Source organism: Meridianimarinicoccus marinus (genome assembly GCF_040689105.1).
GTDB lineage: Bacteria > Pseudomonadota > Alphaproteobacteria > Rhodobacterales > Rhodobacteraceae > Meridianimarinicoccus > Meridianimarinicoccus marinus.
Window position 1 is genome coordinate 166,923 of record NZ_JBFBVU010000001.1, and the last position, 19,951, is coordinate 186,873.

Here is a 19,951-nt window from a genome sequence, read left to right on the forward strand (position 1 = left end):
GGGGGCGACGGCTCAGGCCGCGCCCGTCAGATGCTGCCACAGGATCGTCGCGCCGATGGCAAACAGGGCGACCCCGCCCAGGGTTTCGGCGATGCGTCCGAAACGCGCGCCGATCAACCGGCCCAGCAGCACCCCCGTCGAACTCATCACCATGGTGGTCGCGCCGATCGCAAGGGCGATCCAAAGGATGTTCACCTGCAGAAACGACAGCGAGACCCCGACCGCCATCGCGTCGATCGAGGTACCCATCGCGGTCACGACCGTGGCCCAGACCGACCGGTTTCGCGGGGTGTGTTCGGTGTCGCGCCAGGCTTGCAGTGCCATGTGCCCGCCGACTCCGGCCAGCAGGATGAAGGCGATCCAGTGATCGATCACAGCGATGTGCCGGGCCGCAGCCATGCCCGCCGCCCAGCCGATCAGCGGGGTGAGTGCCTCGACAACCCCAAAGATCACGCCGGTCCGCAGGGTCATGGCGAAACTGGGACGCGGCCCGGATGTGCCCTGTCCCAGCGCGGCGACGAAAGCATCCATGGACATGGAGACGGCAAGCACGCCGATGGCAGTCGGGGACATGTGACGGTTCCTCGGGGCTGATCCGGGCGTTGGATGGACTCCGCCCGCAGAGCCATTACGCCACGGTCTCGCGAAATCCCATGGACCAGACGCGCCACGCAGAATCCCTGCGAGCATGTTGACGCGCCTCCGCCGTTGTGGCGGACGCTACTCCCCGATGCCGGACGTATCGCGCGGGAATCGGAAAATGTCAAGCATTAACAATAGTTTAGAATGAAACGCATTCGCAGTCGCGAGAGTTTGCGGGCACGGCGGGTCTCAGGCGCGGTACCCCGCCGGGCGGTGTCGGGGGTCAGTTGGACAGATACGGTACCGGATCGACGCTTTCAAAACCCTTGCGGACCTCGAAATGCAGGAACGGAGTTTCGCCGTCGCGGACCTTGGCGATCTTCTGGCCGCGGGTCACGCGGGTGCCCTTTTCCACCACGATGTCATCGACATTGGCATAGACCGTCAGCAGGTTGCTGTCGTGGCGCAGCACCAGGATCGGCACCTCGTCGGTGTCGCGGGTGATGGCGGCGACGGTGCCCGCGTCGGCGGCCCGCACCGAGGCGCCGGCGGCGGTTCCGAAATCCAGCCCTTCGTTCTTGCCCGGTGCATAGCCCCGGATGATCCGGCCGGTCACCGGTTGCAGAAGCGCTGCGGTGTCCGAGGCCGAGGTCTGCTGCTGGGCTGCCGGGGCCGGGGTGCTGTCCACACTGCTGGTGGCAATCGTCCCGCTGGCCACCGGGGCCAGGTCCTTCTCGGGTTGCGGGGTCGCGGCACTGGGCGGCACCGGGGTCGGGCTGCCGCTGCCGGGGGTGGCCACCGCATTGGCCTCGGGCTGCGGCGCCGGGCCGGTGGCGGGCGGGATCAGCAGGATCTGCCCGACGCGCACCGTCATATTGGAATCCAGCCCGTTCCAGTTCGACAGCGCCTGCGCCGACACGTTGTAGCTGCGGGCGATCGAGAAGGCGGTTTCGCCGGTGACCACCGTATGGCGGCGCGGTTCCGGCCCGGCGGCGGTGATCGAGGAGCTTTGAGCGGCGGGCTTGCCCTCGGCCCGGTCCAGTGCGGAACCGGCCAGCGTGGCCACATCGACGCTGCCCGAGGCGCTTTCGGGAACACGGCTGGTCAGGATCACGATCTCGCCCGGATCCAGTTCGGCATCCTCGGGCAGGCCGTTCTTGCGCGCCAGCGCGGTGGCATCCAGTCCCAACCGCTGGGCGATTGTCCTGACGGTGTCGCCATTGCGGGCCACGGCCACCTGATAGCCGGGATAGGAAATCACGCCGCGGGCATCGGGCGCCGGGCGTGGGGCGGTGGGCGTCGTCGCCGATCCGTTGTTCAGAACATCGCCGGCGCCGGGCACCGACAGGGTGCTGCAGGCGCCAAGACCTGTGCACAGCAGCAGCGTGGCGGTCAGTCGGGTGAAGTGTCGGGCCGTGGTGACCTTGATCATGCTCGTATCCTCTGGAACCGCCCCGTTCTGGTGCGGGCGCGTTCAGTCTTCCCCAAGTCCTTCGACCAGCGGCACAAAGCGCACCGGGCCAAGTTCGTCATACTCAAGACCCTCGGGGGTGCGGGTGACCTTGATCAGCGTCTGCACCGCGTCGGACTGCCCCACGGGCACCACCATGATACCGCCCTCGCGCAATTGCGCCAAGAGCGGGCCGGGCGGATCCTCGGCGGCGGCTGTCACCAGGATGCGGTCGAAGGGTGCTTGCGCGGGCAAGCCATGCGATCCATCGCCAAGGAACACCGTGATGTTGGCCAGATCCAGGTCGCGAAACCGGGCCTTGGCGGCCTCGGCCAGGTGGCGATGCCGCTCGACCGAATAGACCCGCCGCGCCAGACGCGCCAGCACGGCGGCCTGATAGCCCGAGCCTGTGCCGATCTCCAGCACCGTGTCGCGTGGCCCCACCTTCAGAGCCTGGGTCATGATCGCCACCACCGAAGGCTGCGAGATCGTCTGCCCGCAGGGGATCGGCAGCGGCATGTCCTCATAGGCGCGATGGGCAAAGGTGCCGCGCAGGAAGACCGAGCGGTCGGTGCGCTCCATCGCGGTCAGCACGCGCGGATCGGTCACCCCCTTGCTGCGCAGGGTGTAGATGAATTGCAGGATGCGCTCGTCCGCGCCGGTCATTCCAGTCGATCCCTCAATACGCCCAGCGTGTCATGGGCGGTCAGATCGGCGCGCAGCGGCGTGACCGAGATATGGCCGGCCATATTGGCCGATACATCTGTGCCTGCGCCGGTTTCAACCGCCTGGGCACCGCCCTTGGCCCAGAGGAACCGGCGGCCCGAGGGCGCCTGATGCGGCTCGACCGAGAACCTTGTGTCGGGGCGGAAACCCTGTGCGCTGACCTTCAGACCCTTGACCCCGGCGGCGGGCAAGGGCGGGAAGTTGACGTTGTAGAACAACCGGTAGGCGGCGTCGTCCCACAGGCCGTTGTCCAGCAGCGCCCGCACGGTGGCGGCGCCATGCTGTGCGGAGGCATCGAACGGATCGTCCAGGTCCGCGTTTCCGGGGCCATAGAATTGCGACAGGGCGACGGCGGGCAACCCTTGCAGGGCCGCTTCCATGGCGGCGCCGATGGTGCCGGAATACAGCACATTCTCGCCCGCGTTGTTGCCCCGGTTCACGCCCGACAGCACCAGCTCCGGCCCGGCCCCGGCCATCACGTCGTAGATGCCCGCCAGCACGCAATCGGCGGGCGAGCCTTCGGCGGCGAACCGGCGCGGCCCCATCTGCGCGATCATCGTGGGATGGGTGTAGGAAATCTTGTGCCCGACCCCGGACTGTTCGAAGGCCGGCGCCACCACCCAGACCTCGCCCTGCGGTCCGGCGATTTCGGCGGCAATGGCTTCCAGCACTTGCAGGCCGGGGGCGTTGATGCCGTCATCATTTGTGACAAGGATACGCATGCAGAGACTCCAGGAACCGGGCGCGTCGGGACACGCACCCTGTGCTTAGGGGATGGCCGCTGCCGGGTAAAGCCGCCTCGCGCCCGGGCCGGTCCGGCCGGGCGCAGGCGTGGTCACGCGGCCTCAGATTTCAGCCAGAATATCCATCGCTGCCTGCGCGGGCGGCGTCAGCCCGGCACGATCCTCGCCGGGGAAAAACCGAGCGCGGGTCGCGGTGGCCAGCGGTGGCGGCGTCAGGATGCACACATGCGGGCCGGTCTTCGGGGTCTCGGCAGCCCAGGACTGCGCCAGCGCCATCTGCGCGGCCTTGGTGGCGCCGTAAGCTCCGAAAAACTTCTGCCCGGCGCGCGGATCGTCGAAGAACAGCGCCTTGCCGGTCTCGCCCAGAAGCGGGCTGACATAGCAGATCAGGCGGCGGGTGGCATCGACATTGACGGCGAGACTGCGATCCCAGTCCTTGGTGGTGATGAAATGCGCCGGGCTCAGCGGTGCGGCGTGCAGGGCGGTGTGCACCCAGATGTCCAGCCCGCCCCAGCGGTCGTGGATGGACCGGCACAGATGCTGCATGGCGCCGTCATTGGTCACATCCAGCGGCGCCAGGGTCGCGGCGCCCCCTGCATCCTTGATCTTGTCGTCCAGCTCTTCCAGCCCGCCCACGGTGCGGGCCACGGCGATGACGTGATGACCGCGCTTGGCCAGTTCCAGGGCAAGGGCGGCGCCCAGCCCCCGCGAGGCGCCGGTGACCAGCACCGGCTTGAGATCACTGTGGTGTTCCATGCCCCCCATTTGCCCCCGCCGCCGGGCAAGCGCAAGACCAACCACATGTCGCAGCCCGCCGAAGCCCGGGTCAAGGCGCGCCGCAGGCGCCCGATCGAAGATCGGCCTGGCCTTGAGGCGGGCGCAGGGGGACGATCCTCGGGCAGGCTCTGCAGGGGCACATGGGCCCCTCAGAGCCTCTCAGCGGAAGTATCCGACGTCGACATCCCCGCGCATCGCGTGCTGTGAGGAACCGACCGCGCGGCGCAGCCGCGCCCGGCCCAACCGGCGGAGATGCCTTGCATCGACAAAGGGCGGGAGCCCCCCCTTCGCCGTTTGCGCAACCGTTCGGGACTACTCGGCGGCCTTCAGTTCAAAGCCCTTGGCGATCATGTCCGCCGGGCGGACCGGGTAGTCGCCCGAGAAACAGGCGTCGCAATACTGCGGGCAGGCGTTGTCGCGGCCCGTAGCCTCGCCGACGGCGCGATAAAGCCCGTCCAGCGAGATGAACTTCAGGCTGTCCACCTGCAGGTGCTGGGTCATTTCCTCTTCGCTCATGGTCGCCGCCAGCAGCTTTTCGCGCTGCGGCGTGTCCACGCCGTAGAAACAGGGCCATGCGGTGGGCGGCGAGGCGATGCGGAAATGCACCTCGGCGGCGCCGGCATCCAGGATCATTTCCTTGATCTTGCGCGAGGTCGTGCCGCGCACCACCGAATCATCGACCAGGATCACCCGCTTGCCCGCGATCAGGGCGCGGTTGACGTTCAGCTTCAGACGCACCCCCATGTTGCGGATCTGTTCGGTCGGTTCGATGAAGGTGCGGCCCATGTACTGGTTGCGGATGATCCCCATGGCGAAGGGGATGCCGCTTTCCTGGCTGTAGCCGATGGCCGCCGGCGTGCCGCTGTCGGGCACCGCGCAGACCAGATCGGCATCGACCGGGTTTTCGCGGGCCAGTTCCACGCCGATCTGGCGGCGGGTCTCATAGACCGACTGGCCGCCGATGATCGAATCGGGACGCGAGAAATAGACGTGTTCGAAGACACAGAACTTCGACGGGCGTTTGCGGAACGGGAAATGGCTTTCCACCCCGTCCTCGGCGGTGATGACCACCATCTCGCCGGGGGCAATCTCGCGCACCAGTTCAGCGCCGATGATGTCCAGCGCGCAGGTTTCCGATGACAGCACCCAGCCATCACCGACCTTGCCCAGCACCAAGGGCCGCACGCCCATGGGATCGCGCACACCGATCAGCTTGGTGCGGGTCATCGCCACGACCGAGAACGCGCCTTCGACCCGGCGCAGGGCATCTTCCATGCGTTCGGGGATGTTGCGCTGCAGCGAGCGCGCCATCAGGTGGATGATGCATTCGCTGTCCGACGACGACTGGAAGATCGAACCGCGCTCGATCAACTCCTTGCGCAGGGCATCGGCGTTGGTGATGTTGCCGTTATGGGCAATCGCCGCGCCGCCCATGGAAAATTCGCCGAAGAACGGCTGCACGTCGCGGATCGCCGCGCCCTTGGAACCCGCCGTCGAATAGCGCACATGGCCGATGGCCAGCGGCCCCGGCAGGGTTTCCATCAGCGAGGCCTTGGTGAAATTGTCGCGCACATAGCCGAAGCGGCGGGCGCTGTTGAAGCCCTCTACCGGGTGATGGCAGACGATGCCGCCGGCTTCCTGTCCGCGATGCTGCAGGGCGTGCAGCCCCAGCGCCACGAAATTCGCCGCGTCGGCCAGACCGACCACGCCGAACACACCGCATTCTTCCCGCAGCTTGTCGTCATCGACCGGGTCGAACGGGTGGGCAGGAAAGTCGATATCACGGGACGCGGGCAGATGCCCTTCGGTCCCGGTCGAGGGTTCGTCACGCATCTCGGCGCTGGCTCCGATTCCGTTGAACAATGGGCGTCGTTTAAACCGATTGCTGCCGGGTGTCACGAAAGGATCACAGAGTTGACCGTTCGCAAGATGCCCGAATATCACGCATCCACGCCGCAGCTTCCCACAAGCTGTTCATAGCGCATCAGAATCCAGCCCGGCGCGTCCTCGGGAATCATTCCGTCCACGTCCTCGCGCATGCCCGAAAAGACCCGCGCGGTGCGGCTGTCGTCGACCATGGGGATTTCCTGCGCGACGACCACGCGGTCGTAGACCACAAGGGCCACCGCCACCAGAAGGATGCCGCGCAGGGCGCCGAAGACAAACCCCGCCGCCTGGTCCAGCCCGCCCAGGGCCGAACGCTGGACGACGGTGGAAAACAGCGGCGTGAACAGCGACACAACCACCAGAGCCAGGGCGAAGACCGCGGCGAAGGCGGCGATGATCGACAGTTCGCACGAGCTGCGCAGGAAGTCTCCCACATAGGGGATTTCCTTGATCAGCGGTTCGGCCTGCCCGGCGAACAGGAAGGCCACGATCGCGGCGGCAACCCAACCGGCGATCGCCATGGCTTCGCGCACGAAGCCGCGGGAATAGGCCAGAATGGCAGAGACGATGATAACGGCGGCCACGACCCCGTCGACAATGGTGAACCCGTCCATACCGTTACTCCCTCTTGCCGTTATCCGGCTCCGAAAACATCGCCGACGAACCCGGTCAGATCCGCCATCGGGCGCAGCGCGACGCCGCTGTCCGCCAGCCGCTTGCCGCCACCCGGCACGATAGCCTTGGAAAAACCAAGTTTCAGGGCCTCTTTCAACCTGTTTTCGGTCTGTGTCACCGGACGTATGGCCCCAGAGAGACTGATTTCCCCGAAAACCACGGTTTCAGGCGGCAATGCCACATCCTCGCGCGCCGACAGAAGCGCGGCGGCAACGGCCAGATCGGCAGCGGGTTCCGCCACGCGCAGCCCGCCGGCCACGTTCAGATAGACGTCCAGCCCGGCAAAAGGGATGCCGCAACGGGATTCGAGCACCGCCAGAATCATCGCCAGACGGCCGCCGTCCCAGCCCACCACCGATCGGCGCGGGGTGCCATGCGGCGCGGGCGCGATCAGCGCCTGGAACTCGCACAGGACCGGCCGCGTGCCTTCGATCCCGGCAAAGACCGCCGAGCCTGCCGCCGGTTCGCCGCGATCCTGCAGGAACAGCGCCGAGGGGTTGGGCACCTGTGCCAGCCCCTTGCCGGTCATCTCGAAGACGCCGATCTCGTCAGCCGGGCCGAAGCGGTTCTTCACGGCGCGCAGGATCCGGAACTGATGGCCGCGCTCGCCCTCGAAATACAGCACGGTGTCCACCATGTGCTCGACCACGCGCGGCCCGGCGATCTGGCCGTCCTTGGTGACATGGCCGACCAGAATCACCGCCACCCCGTGGCGTTTGGCAAAACTGGTCAGTTCGTGCGCCGCCGCCCGAACCTGGCTGACCGAGCCGGGGGCGCTGTCGACGGTGTCCAGCCACATGGTCTGGATCGAATCGACGATCACCAGATCGGGCTTCTCGGCCTCCAGTGTGGTCAGGATATCGCGCAGCCCGGTCTCGGCGGCCAGACGCACATTCGCCTTGTCCAGACCCAGACGGCGGGCGCGCATCCGCACCTGGGCGGTGGCCTCCTCGCCCGAGACATAGACGCAGGACAGGCCGCGCCGTGCGAAGGCCGCCGCCGCCTGCAGCAGCAGCGTCGATTTGCCGATGCCCGGATCGCCGCCCACCAGCGTGGCCGAGGCCGGGACCAGCCCGCCGCCCAGCACCCGGTCCAGTTCCGCGACTTGCGACTGGGTGCGCGGCGGCGGCGCTTCCTCGGTGTCCAGATCGACCAGCGGCACGCTGCGACCGCGCTTGCCGCCCAGCCCCTTTCCGGGACCGGTGGACAGCGGCTTTTCCTCGACGATGGAATTCCACGCCCCGCAGCCATCGCAACGCCCGGACCATTTGCTGAAACTCGCCCCGCAGTCGGAGCAGTGAAAGGAAAGGGATTTCGCCATGAACAGGGTTTGGCCCAGTCCCGCGCCCGCGTCCAGAGCGAAGGATGGCCGAGGCGCACAGGGTGACGGGGCCGGGCGAATGTGCAAGGCTGGCCACAGACAAACCGGAGGCAAGAGAATGTCCAGATCCAGAGGCCTGCCCCGTCGCGCCGACGGTGGCATCTACCTGACCGAAGGCGGCACCGAAACCGAGATCATGTACCGGCACGGCTTCGAACTGCCCGAATTTTCCATGCTCCCGCTGCTCGACAATCCCAAAGCCATGGGCGTGCTGTCCGGCATGTACCGCGCCTTGCTGGACGTGGCCGCCGCGCACAAGACGGCGGTGTACCTGACCGGTCTGGACTATCGCGCCAGCCCGGATTGGGGAACGAAACTGGGCTATTCTTCGGAAGCCTTGGCCGATGCCAATCTCGCCTGCATCGCGTTTCTGCGCGAGGTTTCAGCCCCTTACGCCGACGGCCTGCCCGACATCCGCATCGGCGGTATCGTTGGGCCGCGCGGCGACGCCTATTCCCTGAACGCGGAGATCACCGACGCCAGCGCCGAGGACTACCATTCGGTGCAAATGGCCACGCTGAAGCGGGCGGGCGTGGACATGGCCTGTGCGATGACCTTCAACAGCGTGCCCGAAGCCGTGGGCGCGGCGCGAGCCGCCGCCGCGCAAGATGTGCCGCTGTGCATGATGCTGACACTGGACAGCACCGCGCGCCTGAAATCCGGGCCCAGCCTGGGCGAGGCGATCCCGGCCATTGATGCGGCCACCGACAATTCGATCGATTTCTACGCCATCAATTGCTCGCACCCGCTGGAGTTCGAACCGGCACTGGATGGCGGCGACTGGATCCAGCGCCTGCGCGGTTTGCGGCCCAATGCCTCGAAAATGGAAAAGATCGCCCTGTGCAAGCTGAACCATCTGGAGGAGGGGGATCCGGTGGATCTGGGCGAACGGATGGGCGATCTGGCGCGGCGGTATCCGCAAATGGATGTCTGGGGCGGCTGTTGCGGCACCTGGGAAAAGCACCTCGACCAGATTGCCGGACAGGTGCTGGCGGTGCGCGCGGCGGGTTAGCGGGCTTTCGGGGTCATCCAGCTTGTGACCAGCGACAGGCCGACACAGCCGGTGAACAGCCACAACCCCCAGGCGGTCTCGATCCGGCCGACGCCGACGCCCTTGGCCACCACCACATACAGCGCGATCAGGAACACATCCGCCATCGCCAACCGGCTGAGCTGTTTGACCAGCGGCAGGGCGCGGCGCGACAGGTAGCCCCACTGGATGCCCGCCAGGGTCAGGATCTTCAGGTAGGGCGCCACCATGGCCAATGCCGCCACCAGCGCCGCCAGCGCCGGATCGGTCCCCCACAGCGCCCGGATGCCGGACAGGATCGACACCTCGGACATGCCGAAGAACGGCAGCAGCCCGGCCCGCAACAGCGGCGCGGCCCAGGCCACGGGAAAGGCGATCAGAAGCACCAGATTGAGCGCGGCCAGAAGGCGGGTCAGGGGCATGGGCGGCTAGCGCACGGCCTCGATCGGCCCCTCGGCGGAGCCGTTGATGAACTGCTGAATGTAGGGGTCGCCGGTGGTGTCCAGATCGCTCACAGGACCGGACCACTGGATCACCCCGTCGTGCAGCATCGCCACCTTGTCGGCAATCGCCCGGACCGAGGTCATGTCGTGGGTGATGGTCATCGCAGTGGCGCCCATTTCCACCACGATTTCACGGATCAGGTCGTTGATGACGCCCGACATGATCGGGTCGAGCCCGGTGGTGGGTTCGTCGAAAAAGATGATCTGCGGTTCGGCGGCGATGGCGCGGGCCAGGCCCACGCGTTTTTGCATGCCCCCCGACAATTCGGCGGGAAACTGATCGGCGACGCTGGAGCGCAGGCCGACACGACGCAGCTTCTCGATGGCGATCTCGCGGGCTTCTTCGCGGGGTTTCTTCAGGCGGCCGCGCAGCAGGCGGAAGGCCACGTTTTCCCAGACATGCATGGAATCGAACAGCGCGCCGCCTTGAAACAGCATGCCGAAATGCGACAGGAACTCGTCCCGGTCGGCACGGGTGATATCCTCGCCATCGACACGGATCACGCCCTTGTCGGGCCGGACCAGCCCCAGCACGCATTTCAACGCCACCGATTTGCCGGTGCCCGAGCCGCCGATGATGACCATGCTCTCGCCCTTGGGCACCTCAAGCGTGACCCCGCGCAGCACGGCGTTGTCGCCAAAGGATTTATGGACGTTTTCAAGCTGGATCATGACGAGAAGAACGCCTCGGTCAGAAGGTAATTGGAGGCCAGGATCAGCACCGAGGCCGACACCACGGCGGCCTTTGTGGCCTTGCCCACGCCCTGCGCGCCCCGGCTGGAGTTCATGCCGTAGTAGCAGCCCATCAGCGCGATGATGAAGCCGAAGACAGCACCTTTCACCAGGCCCGAGCCGATGTCCCAGAATTCCAGGAAGTTGACGGTGTTCTTGAGGTAGTTGATCTCGTTGAAGCCCAGCCGCGTGGTGCCAACCAGATAGCCGCCGAAGATTCCGATGGCATCGCCCACCGCCACCAGCAGCGGCACCGTCAGTGTGGCGGCCAGCACGCGCGGGGCGGTCAGGTATTTCATCGGGTTGGTGGACAGGGTCACCAGCGCGTCGATCTGTTCGGTCACCTTCATGGTGCCGATCTCGGCGGCGATGGAGGAGGCGACGCGGGCGGCGACCATCAGGCTGCCCAGAACCGGGCCAAGTTCGCGCACCATGCCGATGGCGACGATCTGCGGCACCACCGCCTCGGCCGAGAACCGGGCCGAGCCGTCGAAGATCTGCAGCGCCAGGGCTGCCCCGGTAAAGACGGCGGTCAGCCCCACCACCGGCAGGCTGAGCCAGCCGATGGCGATCACCGCGGTCCAGAACTCGCGCGGGTAGAAGGGCGGCGTCACAATATGGCGCAGGGTCTGGGCGACAAAGATCGACACCCGCCCAAGGCTGGCCACGGCGGCCAGCGTGCTGCGTCCGATCCCGGCAACGGGGGCCAGTGCGTTCATGATGGTGTACCTTGCCCGAATGCAGTGCCGCACGCCGGAACCGGCCCCAGGGGGCCGTGTGGGCCCCGGCAGGGGCGCGGCTCAGAAACGGTTGTAGCGCCGGTCATAGCGGGCTCCCAGCGAGGTCAGGATTTCATAGCCGATGGTGCCTGCGGCGTCGGCCAGGGCATCGACGCCCTGATAGGGGCCGAGGATTTCCAGCGTTTCGGGGTCTTCGTCAAGATCAGTGACATCGATGGTCAGCAGATCCATCGACACCCGACCCACCAGCGGGCAGGGCGTGGCGCCCGCGAACAGCGTTGCCTTGCCCGACAGCGACCGCAGCAGCCCGTCGGCATAGCCCGCGGCAATCGTCGCGATGCGCGACGGGCGCGAGGCAATCCACGCATTGCCGTAGCCCACGGTTTCGCCCAAGGCGACATCGCGGCACTGGATCACCGGGATGGCCAGTTGCACCGCCGGGACCGCCGCCGAGAACGGCGCGCCGCCATACAGGCCAATGCCGGGGCGGGTCAGGTCAAAGTGATAGTCCGGCCCCAGCAGGATGCCGCCGGTGGCCGACAGCGACCGGCGCAGGCCCAGCCCGTCGGTCATCGCCCGGAAGCCGGCCAGTTGCTGGGCATTCATCGGATGCTCGGGCTCGTCTGCGCAGGCCAGATGCGACATCACCAGCCACGGCCCACGCTCCAGCAAGCGGGTCTTCTGGCTGTCCCATTCGGCGGGTTCCATCCCCAGCCGGTTCATGCCGCTGTCCAGTTGCACGCCGAAGCGCGCGTCGGGCAGGGCGTCCAGATGGCGGTCCACCTGGGCGGTGCTGTTCAGCATCGGGATCAGGTCGTGGGCACGGATCAGGTCGGTGTCGCCGTCCATATGCCCGGAGAACACCGCGATTGCGGGCACCTCGCCCACGGTCTGGCGCACCCGCGCGCCCTCGGCGGCGGTGGCCACGAAAAAGGTCCGCGCCCCGGTGGCGGCCAGACGGGCGGCCACGCGCTCGGCCCCAAGGCCATAGCCATCGGCCTTGACCACGGCGGCGGTTTCGGTGTCCGGTCCGGTCCTTGCATCCAGCGCCCGCCAGTTGTCGGCCACGGCGTCGAGGTTGATTGTCAGGTTTGCTTGAGCCATGGGGCCGTTTGTGGCAGCGCCTGTGAAAAGGTCAAGGTGGCGCGAATGCCTCGCGTCTTTTCTTTCGCGCCCGGCTCCGGTAATCCCGCACGGTAACTCGCGCCACCAGCCCGCCGGAAGCCCATGGTCCAGATCAGCCTATACAACACCAAGTCGCGCCAGCAGGAGCCTTTCGTTCCGCAAGATCCCGAAGATGTGCGCATGTATGTCTGCGGGCCGACGGTCTATGACCGCGCGCATCTGGGCAACGCCCGTCCGGTGGTGGTCTTCGACGTGCTGTTCCGGCTGCTGCGCCAGGAGTACGGCGCCGATCACGTGACCTATGTGCGCAATTTCACCGACGTGGACGACAAGATCAACGCCCGCGCCGCCGAAACCGGCCGGTCGATCACAGAGATCACCGACGAGACCATCGGCTGGTTCCTTGAGGACATGGGTGCTTTGGGGGCGCTGGAGCCGACCCATGCGCCGCGCGCCACCCACTATATTGGCCAGATGATCGCCATGTGTGCTGAGCTGATCGCCAGGGGCCACGCCTATGCGGCTGAGGGCCATGTGCTGTTCGCCGTGGAAAGCTATGCCGATTACGGCGCGCTGTCGGGCCGCTCGGTCGACGACATGATCGCCGGGGCGCGGGTCGAGGTCGCCCCCTACAAGCGCAATCCGATGGATTTCGTGCTGTGGAAGCCGTCAACCGAAGATCTGCCGGGCTGGGACAGCCCCTGGGGCCGGGGTCGTCCGGGCTGGCATATCGAATGCTCGGCCATGGCGCAGGAACTGCTGGGCGCCACCTTCGACATTCACGGCGGCGGCAACGATCTGCAATTCCCGCACCACGAGAACGAGATTGCCCAAAGCCGCTGCGCCCATCCCGAGGGCGAATTCGCCCGTGTCTGGATGCACAACGAGATGCTGCAGGTCGAGGGCAAGAAAATGTCCAAGTCGCTGGGCAATTTCTTCACCGTGCGCGACCTGCTGGATCAGGGCGTGCCGGGCGAGGTGATCCGCTTTGTCTTCCTGTCCACTCATTATCGCAAACCGATGGACTGGACCGCGAAGAAAGCCGAAGAGGCCGAACGCACCCTGCGCAAATGGTATGCTCAGGCAGCAGAGGCCGAAAGCGGCGCACAGGATGCCGAGCTTCTGGCCGCACTGGCCGACGATCTGAACACCCATGGTGCGCTGACCGCCCTGCATCGCCTGTCGGGCGATGGCCACGGGGGCGCGTTGCGGGCGGGGCTTCAGCTTCTGGGCCTGATGTCGGATGCGGTGCCCGATTGGGCGCTGCGCAAACCGGTCGACGGTGAACTAACAAGTCGAATAGAGAAACTTTTGGCCATTCGAGCCGCCGCAAAACGGGAAAAGAACTACGCAAAGTCAGACGCTATTCGTGGCCTTATGCAGATCGCGGGTATCTCTGTGATGGATGGAAAGGAGCCAAATTGGGAATTTGACTACAACAATAGTGTATTTGGGTGGATGGCGGTATCAGCTCCCGCATTTGATGGGAAAACAAAAGTCACAATTGAAGAGCTTGTAGAACTTGCATCGGCCCGGGATGTAAAAATTGACCGCGACGCTGACGGTAGGTGGAAACAAGTCACTTCACGCGGTTCAAAAGAGGTTGATTTTGAGATACTTGAATTCGCAGAAAGGGAAGCCGAATGACCGGCACGATTACCCACCGCGAATGGACCGCGCCGCGCGAACGGCTGTACCTGTTTGACACCACCCTGCGCGATGGTCAGCAGACCCAGGGCGTGCAGTTCCAGACCCCCGAGAAGATCCGCATTGCCAAGGCGCTGGACGATCTGGGCATTGACTATATCGAGGGCGGCTGGCCCGGTGCGAACCCCACCGACAGCGAGTTCTTCGCCGCTCCGCCGCAGACCCGCGCCACGCTGACCGCCTTTGGCATGACCAAGCGGGCGGGGCGCTCGGCCGAGAATGACGAGGTTCTGGCCGGGGTTCTGAACGCCAATACTCCGGCGGTCTGTCTTGTGGGCAAGACCCATGATTTCCACGTCACCACAGCGCTTGGCATCGAGCTGGAGGACAACCTCGACAACATCAGCCGCTCGATCGCGCATATCGTGGCGCAGGGCCGCGAGGCGCTGTTCGATGCCGAGCATTTCTTCGACGGCTACAAGTCCAACCCGGAATACGCGCTGAACTGCCTGCGCGCGGCCTATGAGGCCGGGGCGCGCTGGATCGTGCTGTGCGACACCAACGGCGGCTCGCTGCCCGGCGAAGTGGGGCGGATCACCGGGCTGGTCATCGACGCGGGCATTCCCGGCAACCGGCTGGGCATTCACACCCATGACGACACCGGCAACGCGGTGGCCAATTCGCTGGCGGCCATCGACGCCGGCGCGCGGCAGGTGCAGGGCACGCTGAACGGGCTGGGCGAGCGTTGCGGCAATGCCAATCTGGTGTCGCTGATCCCGACCTTGCTGATGAAGGAACCCTATTGCTCGCGGTTTGACACCGGGGTGAGCCTTGACGGGCTGAAGAGCCTGACGCGGGTGTCACGGCTGCTGGATGACATCCTGAACCGGGTGCCGCAGAAATCCGCGCCCTATGTCGGGGCGTCGGCCTTTGCCCACAAGGCCGGGCTGCATGCCTCGGCCATCCTGAAAGACCCCACCACCTATGAACATGTCGAGCCGGGCACCGTCGGCAACGCCCGCGTGATCCCGATGTCGAACCAGGCGGGACAGTCGAACCTGCGCCGCCGTCTGGCCGAGGCCGGGTTCGAGGTGGCGCCGGGAAATCCGGCCCTGGGACGGATCCTCGACCGGATCAAAGAGCAGGAATCAGCGGGCTATTCCTATGACACCGCGCAGGCCAGTTTCGAACTGATCGCCCGGCAGGAACTGGGCGGCGTGACGGATTTCTTCAGCGTCGACTGGTACCGCGTGGTGATCGCGCGGCGACTGACGGGCAGCGGGGTCGAGCATTCTTCGGAAGCCTCGGTTCAGGTGCGGGTCGGGGATGCGGCGCTGCGCCTGCATGCCTTCGGCAGCGACAGCCTTGGCCGCGACAGCGGGCCGGTCAGCGCGCTGTATTCGGCGCTGGTGCAGGGGCTGTCGCCCTATCGCTCGTCGATCGAGGACATGCGGCTGGTCGATTTCCGCGTGCGCATCATCGGCGCGGGCACCGAGGCGGTGACCCGCGTCATCATCGACAGCGTGGATCGCAGCGGCAACAGCTGGTCCACGGTGGGGGTTTCGGCCAACATCATCGACGCGTCCTTCGATGCGCTGCTGGATGCGATCAACTGGAAACTGGCCCATGACGGGGCCGGGGTGGCGGCAGGGTCGACAGCGGTGCCGGATGCCGCGCCGGTCTGATCGGCAGGGCCGGGGGTGAGCCTGCAAGCCTGCGCCAATCTGCTGGAACGGGGCGATCCCGACCGGTTCCGCGCGGTTCTGGCCGCCCCCGTGGCGGCGCGCCCGGTGCTGCTCCCGCTCTATGCCTTCAACCTCGAGGTTGCCCGCGCGCCCTGGGTCAGCGCCGAGGTGATGATCGGCGAGATGCGCCTGCAATGGTGGCGCGACCTTCTGGATGAAATCGTGGCGGGCGGCACCGTGCGCAAGCATGAGGTCGCGACACCCCTGAGCGGCGTGCTGGATGCAGACGGGGCAAAGGTTTTGATCCCGCTGGTCGAGGCGCGGCGGCTGGACCTGCAGCGCGCACCGTTTGCAGATTGTTCGGGTTTTGACCAGTATTTGCAGGACACCTCGGGCGCACTGTTCTGGGCCGCGGGTCGGGCGCTGGGCGCGCAAGCCGTGGCGGAGCCGGTGTTCCGCGATGCCGGGCAGGCGGCGGGGCTGGCGGCCTGGCTGCTGGCGGTGCCCGAGCTGGAAGCCCGGGGCCGCGTGCCGTTGGTCGACGGACGGGCCGAGGCCGTGCAGGCGCTGGCCCGCGATGGGTTGGACTGGCTGGCCCGCGCGCGGCAGGGATTTGGTGCTGTGGATCGTCTGGCCCGGTCCGCGCTGCTCAGCGGGTGGCGCGCATCGGCGGTGTTAAGCCGGGCGGCGTCAGAACCGGGCCGGGTTGCGGATGGCCGGCTTGCGGAAAGCGAAGCGGCGCGGCGGTTGGCCCTGCTGCGTGCCTCGGTAACGCGGCGAATTTAGCGCCCTGCGCACCCCCGGCCTGTCTTGGCAAGATCCTTGCAGCGCGCGTGCGGTGTCAGTCCTGCGGTCTGAGGGTCAGCCAGATCAGCGCACCGCCGGCCAGGGTCAGGAACGGTACCATGGCCAGGTTGACCGCGCTCCATCCAGCCTCGGGCGTGCCGCCCGAGCAGTTCATCAGCCCGCCCGAGGCCAGCGAGGCCAGCACCACGCCGCCGAAGACCAGCGCGTCGTTCATGCCCTGCACCCGCCCGCGTTCATGCGGCTCATGGGCGCCGGCCAGCATGGTGGTGGCACCGATGAAGCCGAAGTTCCAGCCGAGGCCGAGCAGGACCAGTGCCAGGAAGAAATTCTCCAGCTCGACCCCTTGCAGGGCGACCACACCCGCGATGCCAAGGATCACGAGGCCAAGGGCAACAATGCGCGTGGCGCCGAAGCGTGCGATCAGGTGGCCGGTGAAGAAGGACGGCGCGAACATGGCCAGCACGTGGCCGGTGACGATGTCGGCGGCGTTGCCTTCGGTGAAACCGCAGCCCACCACCGCCAGCGGGGTCGAGGTCATCACCAGGTTCATCAGTGCGTATGACACCATTGCGCAGATGATCGCCACCGCGATGGTCGGTTGCGACAGAAGCTCCAGCCAGCTGCGCGCCGGGGCATCGGTGGCGCGGCGCGGCGGCGCCTTGGGAATGTCCAGCAGGAAGAACAGCGCCATGCCGACAAGGTTCAGGCCGATCACCAGCGCATAGGTGCCCACGAAGGGGATCGCCGTGGCGTCGGTCGAGACCTTCACCAGTTGCGGACCCAGCACCGCCGACAGCAGACCGCCGGCCATGACATAGCTGATGGCCTTGGGCCGGAACGCCTCGCTGGCGGTATCGGCGGCAGCAAAACGGAAAAACCCCTGCGCCGACATGTAGATGCCGGTCATGTACGAGCCCAGCAGGAACAGCGCGAAAGAGCCCTTCGACAGGGCCAGAACGCAGATCAGCGCCCCGATCATGCCGCCCATGGCGCCGATCAGAAACCCGGTGCGGCGCCCCATCCGCTGCATCAGCGGGCTCAGCCAGGGCGCCGTGGTCATCGAGCCGAAGACGATGAGCGAGATCGGCAGTGTTGCGAGGCAAGCGTTGGGGGCCAGCATCTGGCCCGCCAGCCCGCCGATCACGAAGATCATCGGCATCTGGCTGCCAAGGATGGCCTGTGCGGCCACCAGAACCGCCACGTTGCGCTTGGCGCGGCGGTCAGTATCGGGGATGCCGATGGGGATATCTGTGCTCATGTGCCGGGGATTACACCTTGCGCCGGGGCGGGAAAAGCCCGGTCGATCAGATGGGCGAAGGAGCCGCAGACCGTGCCCTGCACCAGCCCCATGTCGGGCAGGGGCGTGCCTTCGGCATCGCTGGCCGTGAACAGCGGTGTGCCTTCTGCCCTCACGGTCGTGGCGTAGTGAAACTCGTGGGCGGCCCAGGCACCGGACATCGGCCCATGGGTGGCCTGCACATGGCGATACCCAAGGTGCAGCTTGCGGTGGGCAAAACTGGTTTCAAGCCGCAGCAGCCCGGCCATCTGGTGGCGTTGTCCGTCTGCGTCGATCAGCCCGTCGCCCAGCACCATATAGCCGCCGCATTCGCCATAGACCGGCGTGCCCGCCTGTGCAGCAGTCCTGAGACTGGACAGGAAGCGCGAATTGGCCGCCAGACGGCCCGCGTGCAGTTCGGGATAGCCGCCGGGCAGGTAAAGGAACCCCGCCTCGGGGACACGATCGTCAGCCAGTGGGGAGAACGGGCGAATTTCGGCGCCTTGCGCGCGCCAGTCGGCCAGAAGATGCGGATAGGCAAAGGCAAAGGCCACATCCTGCGCCACCGCAATGGTCTGCGCAGGCGGTGCGAGGCGGTGCGCGGGGAATGCAGACGGCAACGGTGCGGACAGGGCCGCAAGCGCTTCAAGGTCGCAATGGCTGGCCACCGTGTCGGCGGCGTGGTCGAGGAAGCACTCCAGATCACCGTGTTCCGCCGCCTGCACCAGCCCCAGGTGGCGCGAGGGGGTTTCCAGCCCCGGCACCCTTGGCAGCGCGCCCAGCACCGGCAGGCCGAGGGGCGTCAAGGCGCGGCGCAACTGGACCTCATGACGGGGGCTGCCGACGCGGTTCAGGAGGACACCGGCCACCTGCACTCGGGGATCATGGCCCGCGAAGCCGGCCACCAGCGGCGCCACCGATTGTGCCATGCGGCCCGCATCGACGATCAACACAACAGGTAGGCCAAGATGCCGCGCCAGATCGGCACAGGCGCCGCGCCCATCTGGGGGCGCACCGTCGAACAAGCCCATCGCCCCTTCGATCAGCAACAACCCCGGCCCGGCGGCCAGCGCCCGCAGGCGTGCAGGCGTCATCGCCCAGGCATCCAGGTTCACGCAAGGCTGGCCCGTGGCGGCCTCGTGAAAGCGGGGGTCGATGTAATCGGGGCCGGATTTGGCGCTGCGCACCGGGCGGCCCTGCCGCGACAGTGCCCGCAACAGGCCCAGCGTCACCGTGGTCTTGCCCGCTCCCGAGGAGGGGGCGGCCAGGATCAGGCCGGTGCCGCCGGTCACGACATCTCGGCCGGGCGTCCGCGTCCCAAGGGATCCAGATTGCGGGGGGCTTCGCCCGCGGCCAGCGCCTGCCAGTCCAGCACCTGCCGCATCAGCACCGACCGTCCGATGCAGATGACCGCAGGCGGGGTCATATCGGTGGCGGTAATATCGTCGGCGGCGGTCTGCAGGGTGGTTTCCAGCACCCGCTGGTCGGGCAGGCTGGCGGCGGTGATCACCGCGACGGGCTCGTCCGGCGCGCGTCCGCCCGCTATCAGTTCCTCGGCGATGGCGCGGATGTGCTTCATGCCCATGTAGATCACGATGACCTGCGCCGCTTTCGCCAGCGATGGCCAATCGACCGAGCCGGGGGCCAGCCCCTGCCGGTCGTGGCCGGTCACGAAGGCCACGGTCTGGTTCACGTCACGATGGGTCACCGGGATGCCCGCATAGGCCATCCCGCCGATCCCGGCGGTGATGCCCGGCACGATGCGCACCGGTATCTGGTGCTGGATCAGAGTCTGCGCCTCTTCCCCGCCGCGCCCGAAGACGAAAGGGTCGCCGCCTTTCAGCCGCAGCACGCGTTTGCCCGCGCGGGCCAGTTCGACCAGTTGCAGCGAGATGTCACGCTGCTGGGCCGAGGGTTTGCCGCCGCGCTTGCCGGCATAGATCCGCTCGGCCTCGGGCCGTGCCCATGTCAGGATCTCGGGGTTCATCAGCGCGTCGTAGACGATCACATCGGCCTGACGCAGCGCGTTCAGCGCATGCAGGGTCATCAGGCCCGGATCGCCCGGACCGGTGCCGCACAGCCAGACCCAGCCGGGCTGAAGCTCGGGCCAGGGGCCATCGGGAAATTGAAGCGAGTCGGTCATGGCCTGCTTATGCCGTCCCTTGCGCCGCTGGGAAAGTCCGTC

At 66.8% G+C, this 19,951-nt stretch carries 19 protein-coding genes and 1 riboswitch; of the genes, 4 read left to right on the top strand and 15 right to left on the bottom strand.

Annotation, left to right across the window (positions count from 1 at the left end; translation table 11 throughout):
• Positions 1-12 precede the first annotated feature (12 nt).
• The 8 genes from AB0T83_RS00835 to radA all read right to left on the bottom strand — a co-directional run bounded on the left by AB0T83_RS00835 (position 13) and on the right by radA (position 8,161).
• A complete protein-coding gene (locus AB0T83_RS00835; RefSeq protein ID WP_366190735.1) occupies positions 13-573 on the bottom strand; it encodes a manganese efflux pump MntP in 561 nt (186 codons plus the stop codon).
• A gap of 5 nt (positions 574-578) precedes the next feature.
• Positions 579-741: riboswitch (yybP-ykoY riboswitch) on the bottom strand.
• Positions 742-865: 124 nt separating this feature from the next.
• Positions 866-2,014 carry a LysM peptidoglycan-binding domain-containing protein gene (locus tag AB0T83_RS00840; protein WP_366190736.1) on the bottom strand — a complete coding sequence of 383 codons (1,149 nt, stop codon included), beginning with the start codon at positions 2,012-2,014 and terminating at the stop codon, positions 866-868.
• 42 nt (positions 2,015-2,056) lie between these two features.
• Complete coding sequence (locus tag AB0T83_RS00845; RefSeq protein WP_366190737.1) at positions 2,057-2,698, bottom strand: protein-L-isoaspartate(D-aspartate) O-methyltransferase; 642 nt, start codon at positions 2,696-2,698, stop codon at positions 2,057-2,059.
• The gene (gene surE, locus AB0T83_RS00850) at positions 2,695-3,480 is read right to left on the bottom strand and encodes a 5'/3'-nucleotidase SurE (RefSeq protein ID WP_366190738.1); all 786 of its coding nucleotides are present in this window, start codon (positions 3,478-3,480) and stop codon (positions 2,695-2,697) included. Before surE ends, AB0T83_RS00845 begins: the two co-directional genes overlap by 4 nt.
• Before the next feature lie 123 nt (positions 3,481-3,603).
• The gene (locus AB0T83_RS00855; RefSeq protein ID WP_366190739.1) at positions 3,604-4,257 is read right to left on the bottom strand and encodes an SDR family NAD(P)-dependent oxidoreductase; all 654 of its coding nucleotides are present in this window, start codon (positions 4,255-4,257) and stop codon (positions 3,604-3,606) included.
• A 333-nt stretch (positions 4,258-4,590) separates the two neighbouring features.
• The gene (purF, locus tag AB0T83_RS00860; protein WP_366190740.1) at positions 4,591-6,111 is read right to left on the bottom strand and encodes an amidophosphoribosyltransferase; all 1,521 of its coding nucleotides are present in this window, start codon (positions 6,109-6,111) and stop codon (positions 4,591-4,593) included.
• Between the two features lie 107 nt (positions 6,112-6,218).
• Complete coding sequence (locus AB0T83_RS00865) at positions 6,219-6,779, bottom strand: CvpA family protein (RefSeq protein ID WP_366190741.1); 561 nt, start codon at positions 6,777-6,779, stop codon at positions 6,219-6,221.
• Positions 6,780-6,799: 20 nt separating this feature from the next.
• Positions 6,800-8,161 (bottom strand): DNA repair protein RadA, encoded by a 1,362-nt coding sequence (radA, locus tag AB0T83_RS00870; protein ID WP_366190743.1) that lies wholly within the window; start codon positions 8,159-8,161, stop codon positions 6,800-6,802.
• 118 nt (positions 8,162-8,279) lie between these two features.
• Between radA and AB0T83_RS00875 the strand changes: the two genes are divergently transcribed.
• A complete protein-coding gene (locus tag AB0T83_RS00875; protein WP_366190745.1) occupies positions 8,280-9,233 on the top strand; it encodes a homocysteine S-methyltransferase family protein in 954 nt (317 codons plus the stop codon).
• Here AB0T83_RS00875 and AB0T83_RS00880 read toward each other — a convergent pair.
• The 4 genes from AB0T83_RS00880 to alr all read right to left on the bottom strand — a co-directional run bounded on the left by AB0T83_RS00880 (position 9,230) and on the right by alr (position 12,330).
• Positions 9,230-9,673 (bottom strand): paraquat-inducible protein A, encoded by a 444-nt coding sequence (locus AB0T83_RS00880; RefSeq protein ID WP_366190746.1) that lies wholly within the window; start codon positions 9,671-9,673, stop codon positions 9,230-9,232. The two genes, AB0T83_RS00875 and AB0T83_RS00880, sit on opposite strands and share 4 nt — an antisense overlap.
• A 6-nt stretch (positions 9,674-9,679) precedes the next feature.
• Positions 9,680-10,426: an ABC transporter ATP-binding protein gene (locus tag AB0T83_RS00885; protein WP_366190747.1), complete on the bottom strand. Its 747-nt coding sequence runs from the start codon at positions 10,424-10,426 to the stop codon at positions 9,680-9,682.
• Positions 10,423-11,205: an MlaE family ABC transporter permease gene (locus AB0T83_RS00890; RefSeq protein ID WP_366190748.1), complete on the bottom strand. Its 783-nt coding sequence runs from the start codon at positions 11,203-11,205 to the stop codon at positions 10,423-10,425. Before AB0T83_RS00890 ends, AB0T83_RS00885 begins: the two co-directional genes overlap by 4 nt.
• Positions 11,206-11,286: 81 nt before the next feature.
• On the bottom strand, positions 11,287-12,330 hold the full coding sequence (alr, locus tag AB0T83_RS00895; protein ID WP_366190749.1) for an alanine racemase: 1,044 nt from the start codon (positions 12,328-12,330) through the stop codon (positions 11,287-11,289).
• Between the two features lie 123 nt (positions 12,331-12,453).
• On the opposite strand from alr, the gene cysS reads away from it, so the two are divergent.
• The 3 genes from cysS to AB0T83_RS00910 are packed head-to-tail and all read left to right on the top strand — an operon-like array spanning position 12,454 to position 16,469.
• Positions 12,454-13,998: a cysteine--tRNA ligase gene (gene cysS, locus AB0T83_RS00900; RefSeq protein ID WP_366190751.1), complete on the top strand. Its 1,545-nt coding sequence runs from the start codon at positions 12,454-12,456 to the stop codon at positions 13,996-13,998.
• The gene (gene cimA, locus AB0T83_RS00905) at positions 13,995-15,683 is read left to right on the top strand and encodes a citramalate synthase (protein WP_366190753.1); all 1,689 of its coding nucleotides are present in this window, start codon (positions 13,995-13,997) and stop codon (positions 15,681-15,683) included. Before cysS ends, cimA begins: the two co-directional genes overlap by 4 nt.
• A 15-nt stretch (positions 15,684-15,698) precedes the next feature.
• Positions 15,699-16,469 (top strand): squalene/phytoene synthase family protein, encoded by a 771-nt coding sequence (locus AB0T83_RS00910; protein WP_366190754.1) that lies wholly within the window; start codon positions 15,699-15,701, stop codon positions 16,467-16,469.
• A 55-nt stretch (positions 16,470-16,524) separates the two neighbouring features.
• On the opposite strand, the gene AB0T83_RS00915 is transcribed toward AB0T83_RS00910, so the two are convergent.
• From AB0T83_RS00915 to cobA, 3 genes are read right to left on the bottom strand one after another with little or no spacing between them, the layout of a single operon-like run.
• Entirely contained in the window at positions 16,525-17,748 is a 1,224-nt protein-coding gene (locus tag AB0T83_RS00915) for an MFS transporter (protein WP_366190755.1), read from the bottom strand.
• Positions 17,745-19,058 (bottom strand): cobyrinic acid a,c-diamide synthase CobB, encoded by a 1,314-nt coding sequence (locus AB0T83_RS00920; protein ID WP_366190757.1) that lies wholly within the window; start codon positions 19,056-19,058, stop codon positions 17,745-17,747. The genes AB0T83_RS00915 and AB0T83_RS00920 overlap by 4 nt, the downstream gene beginning before the upstream one ends.
• Complete coding sequence (gene cobA / locus AB0T83_RS00925; RefSeq protein WP_366190759.1) at positions 19,055-19,909, bottom strand: uroporphyrinogen-III C-methyltransferase; 855 nt, start codon at positions 19,907-19,909, stop codon at positions 19,055-19,057. Before cobA ends, AB0T83_RS00920 begins: the two co-directional genes overlap by 4 nt.
• Between the last annotated feature and the right edge of the window lie 42 nt (positions 19,910-19,951).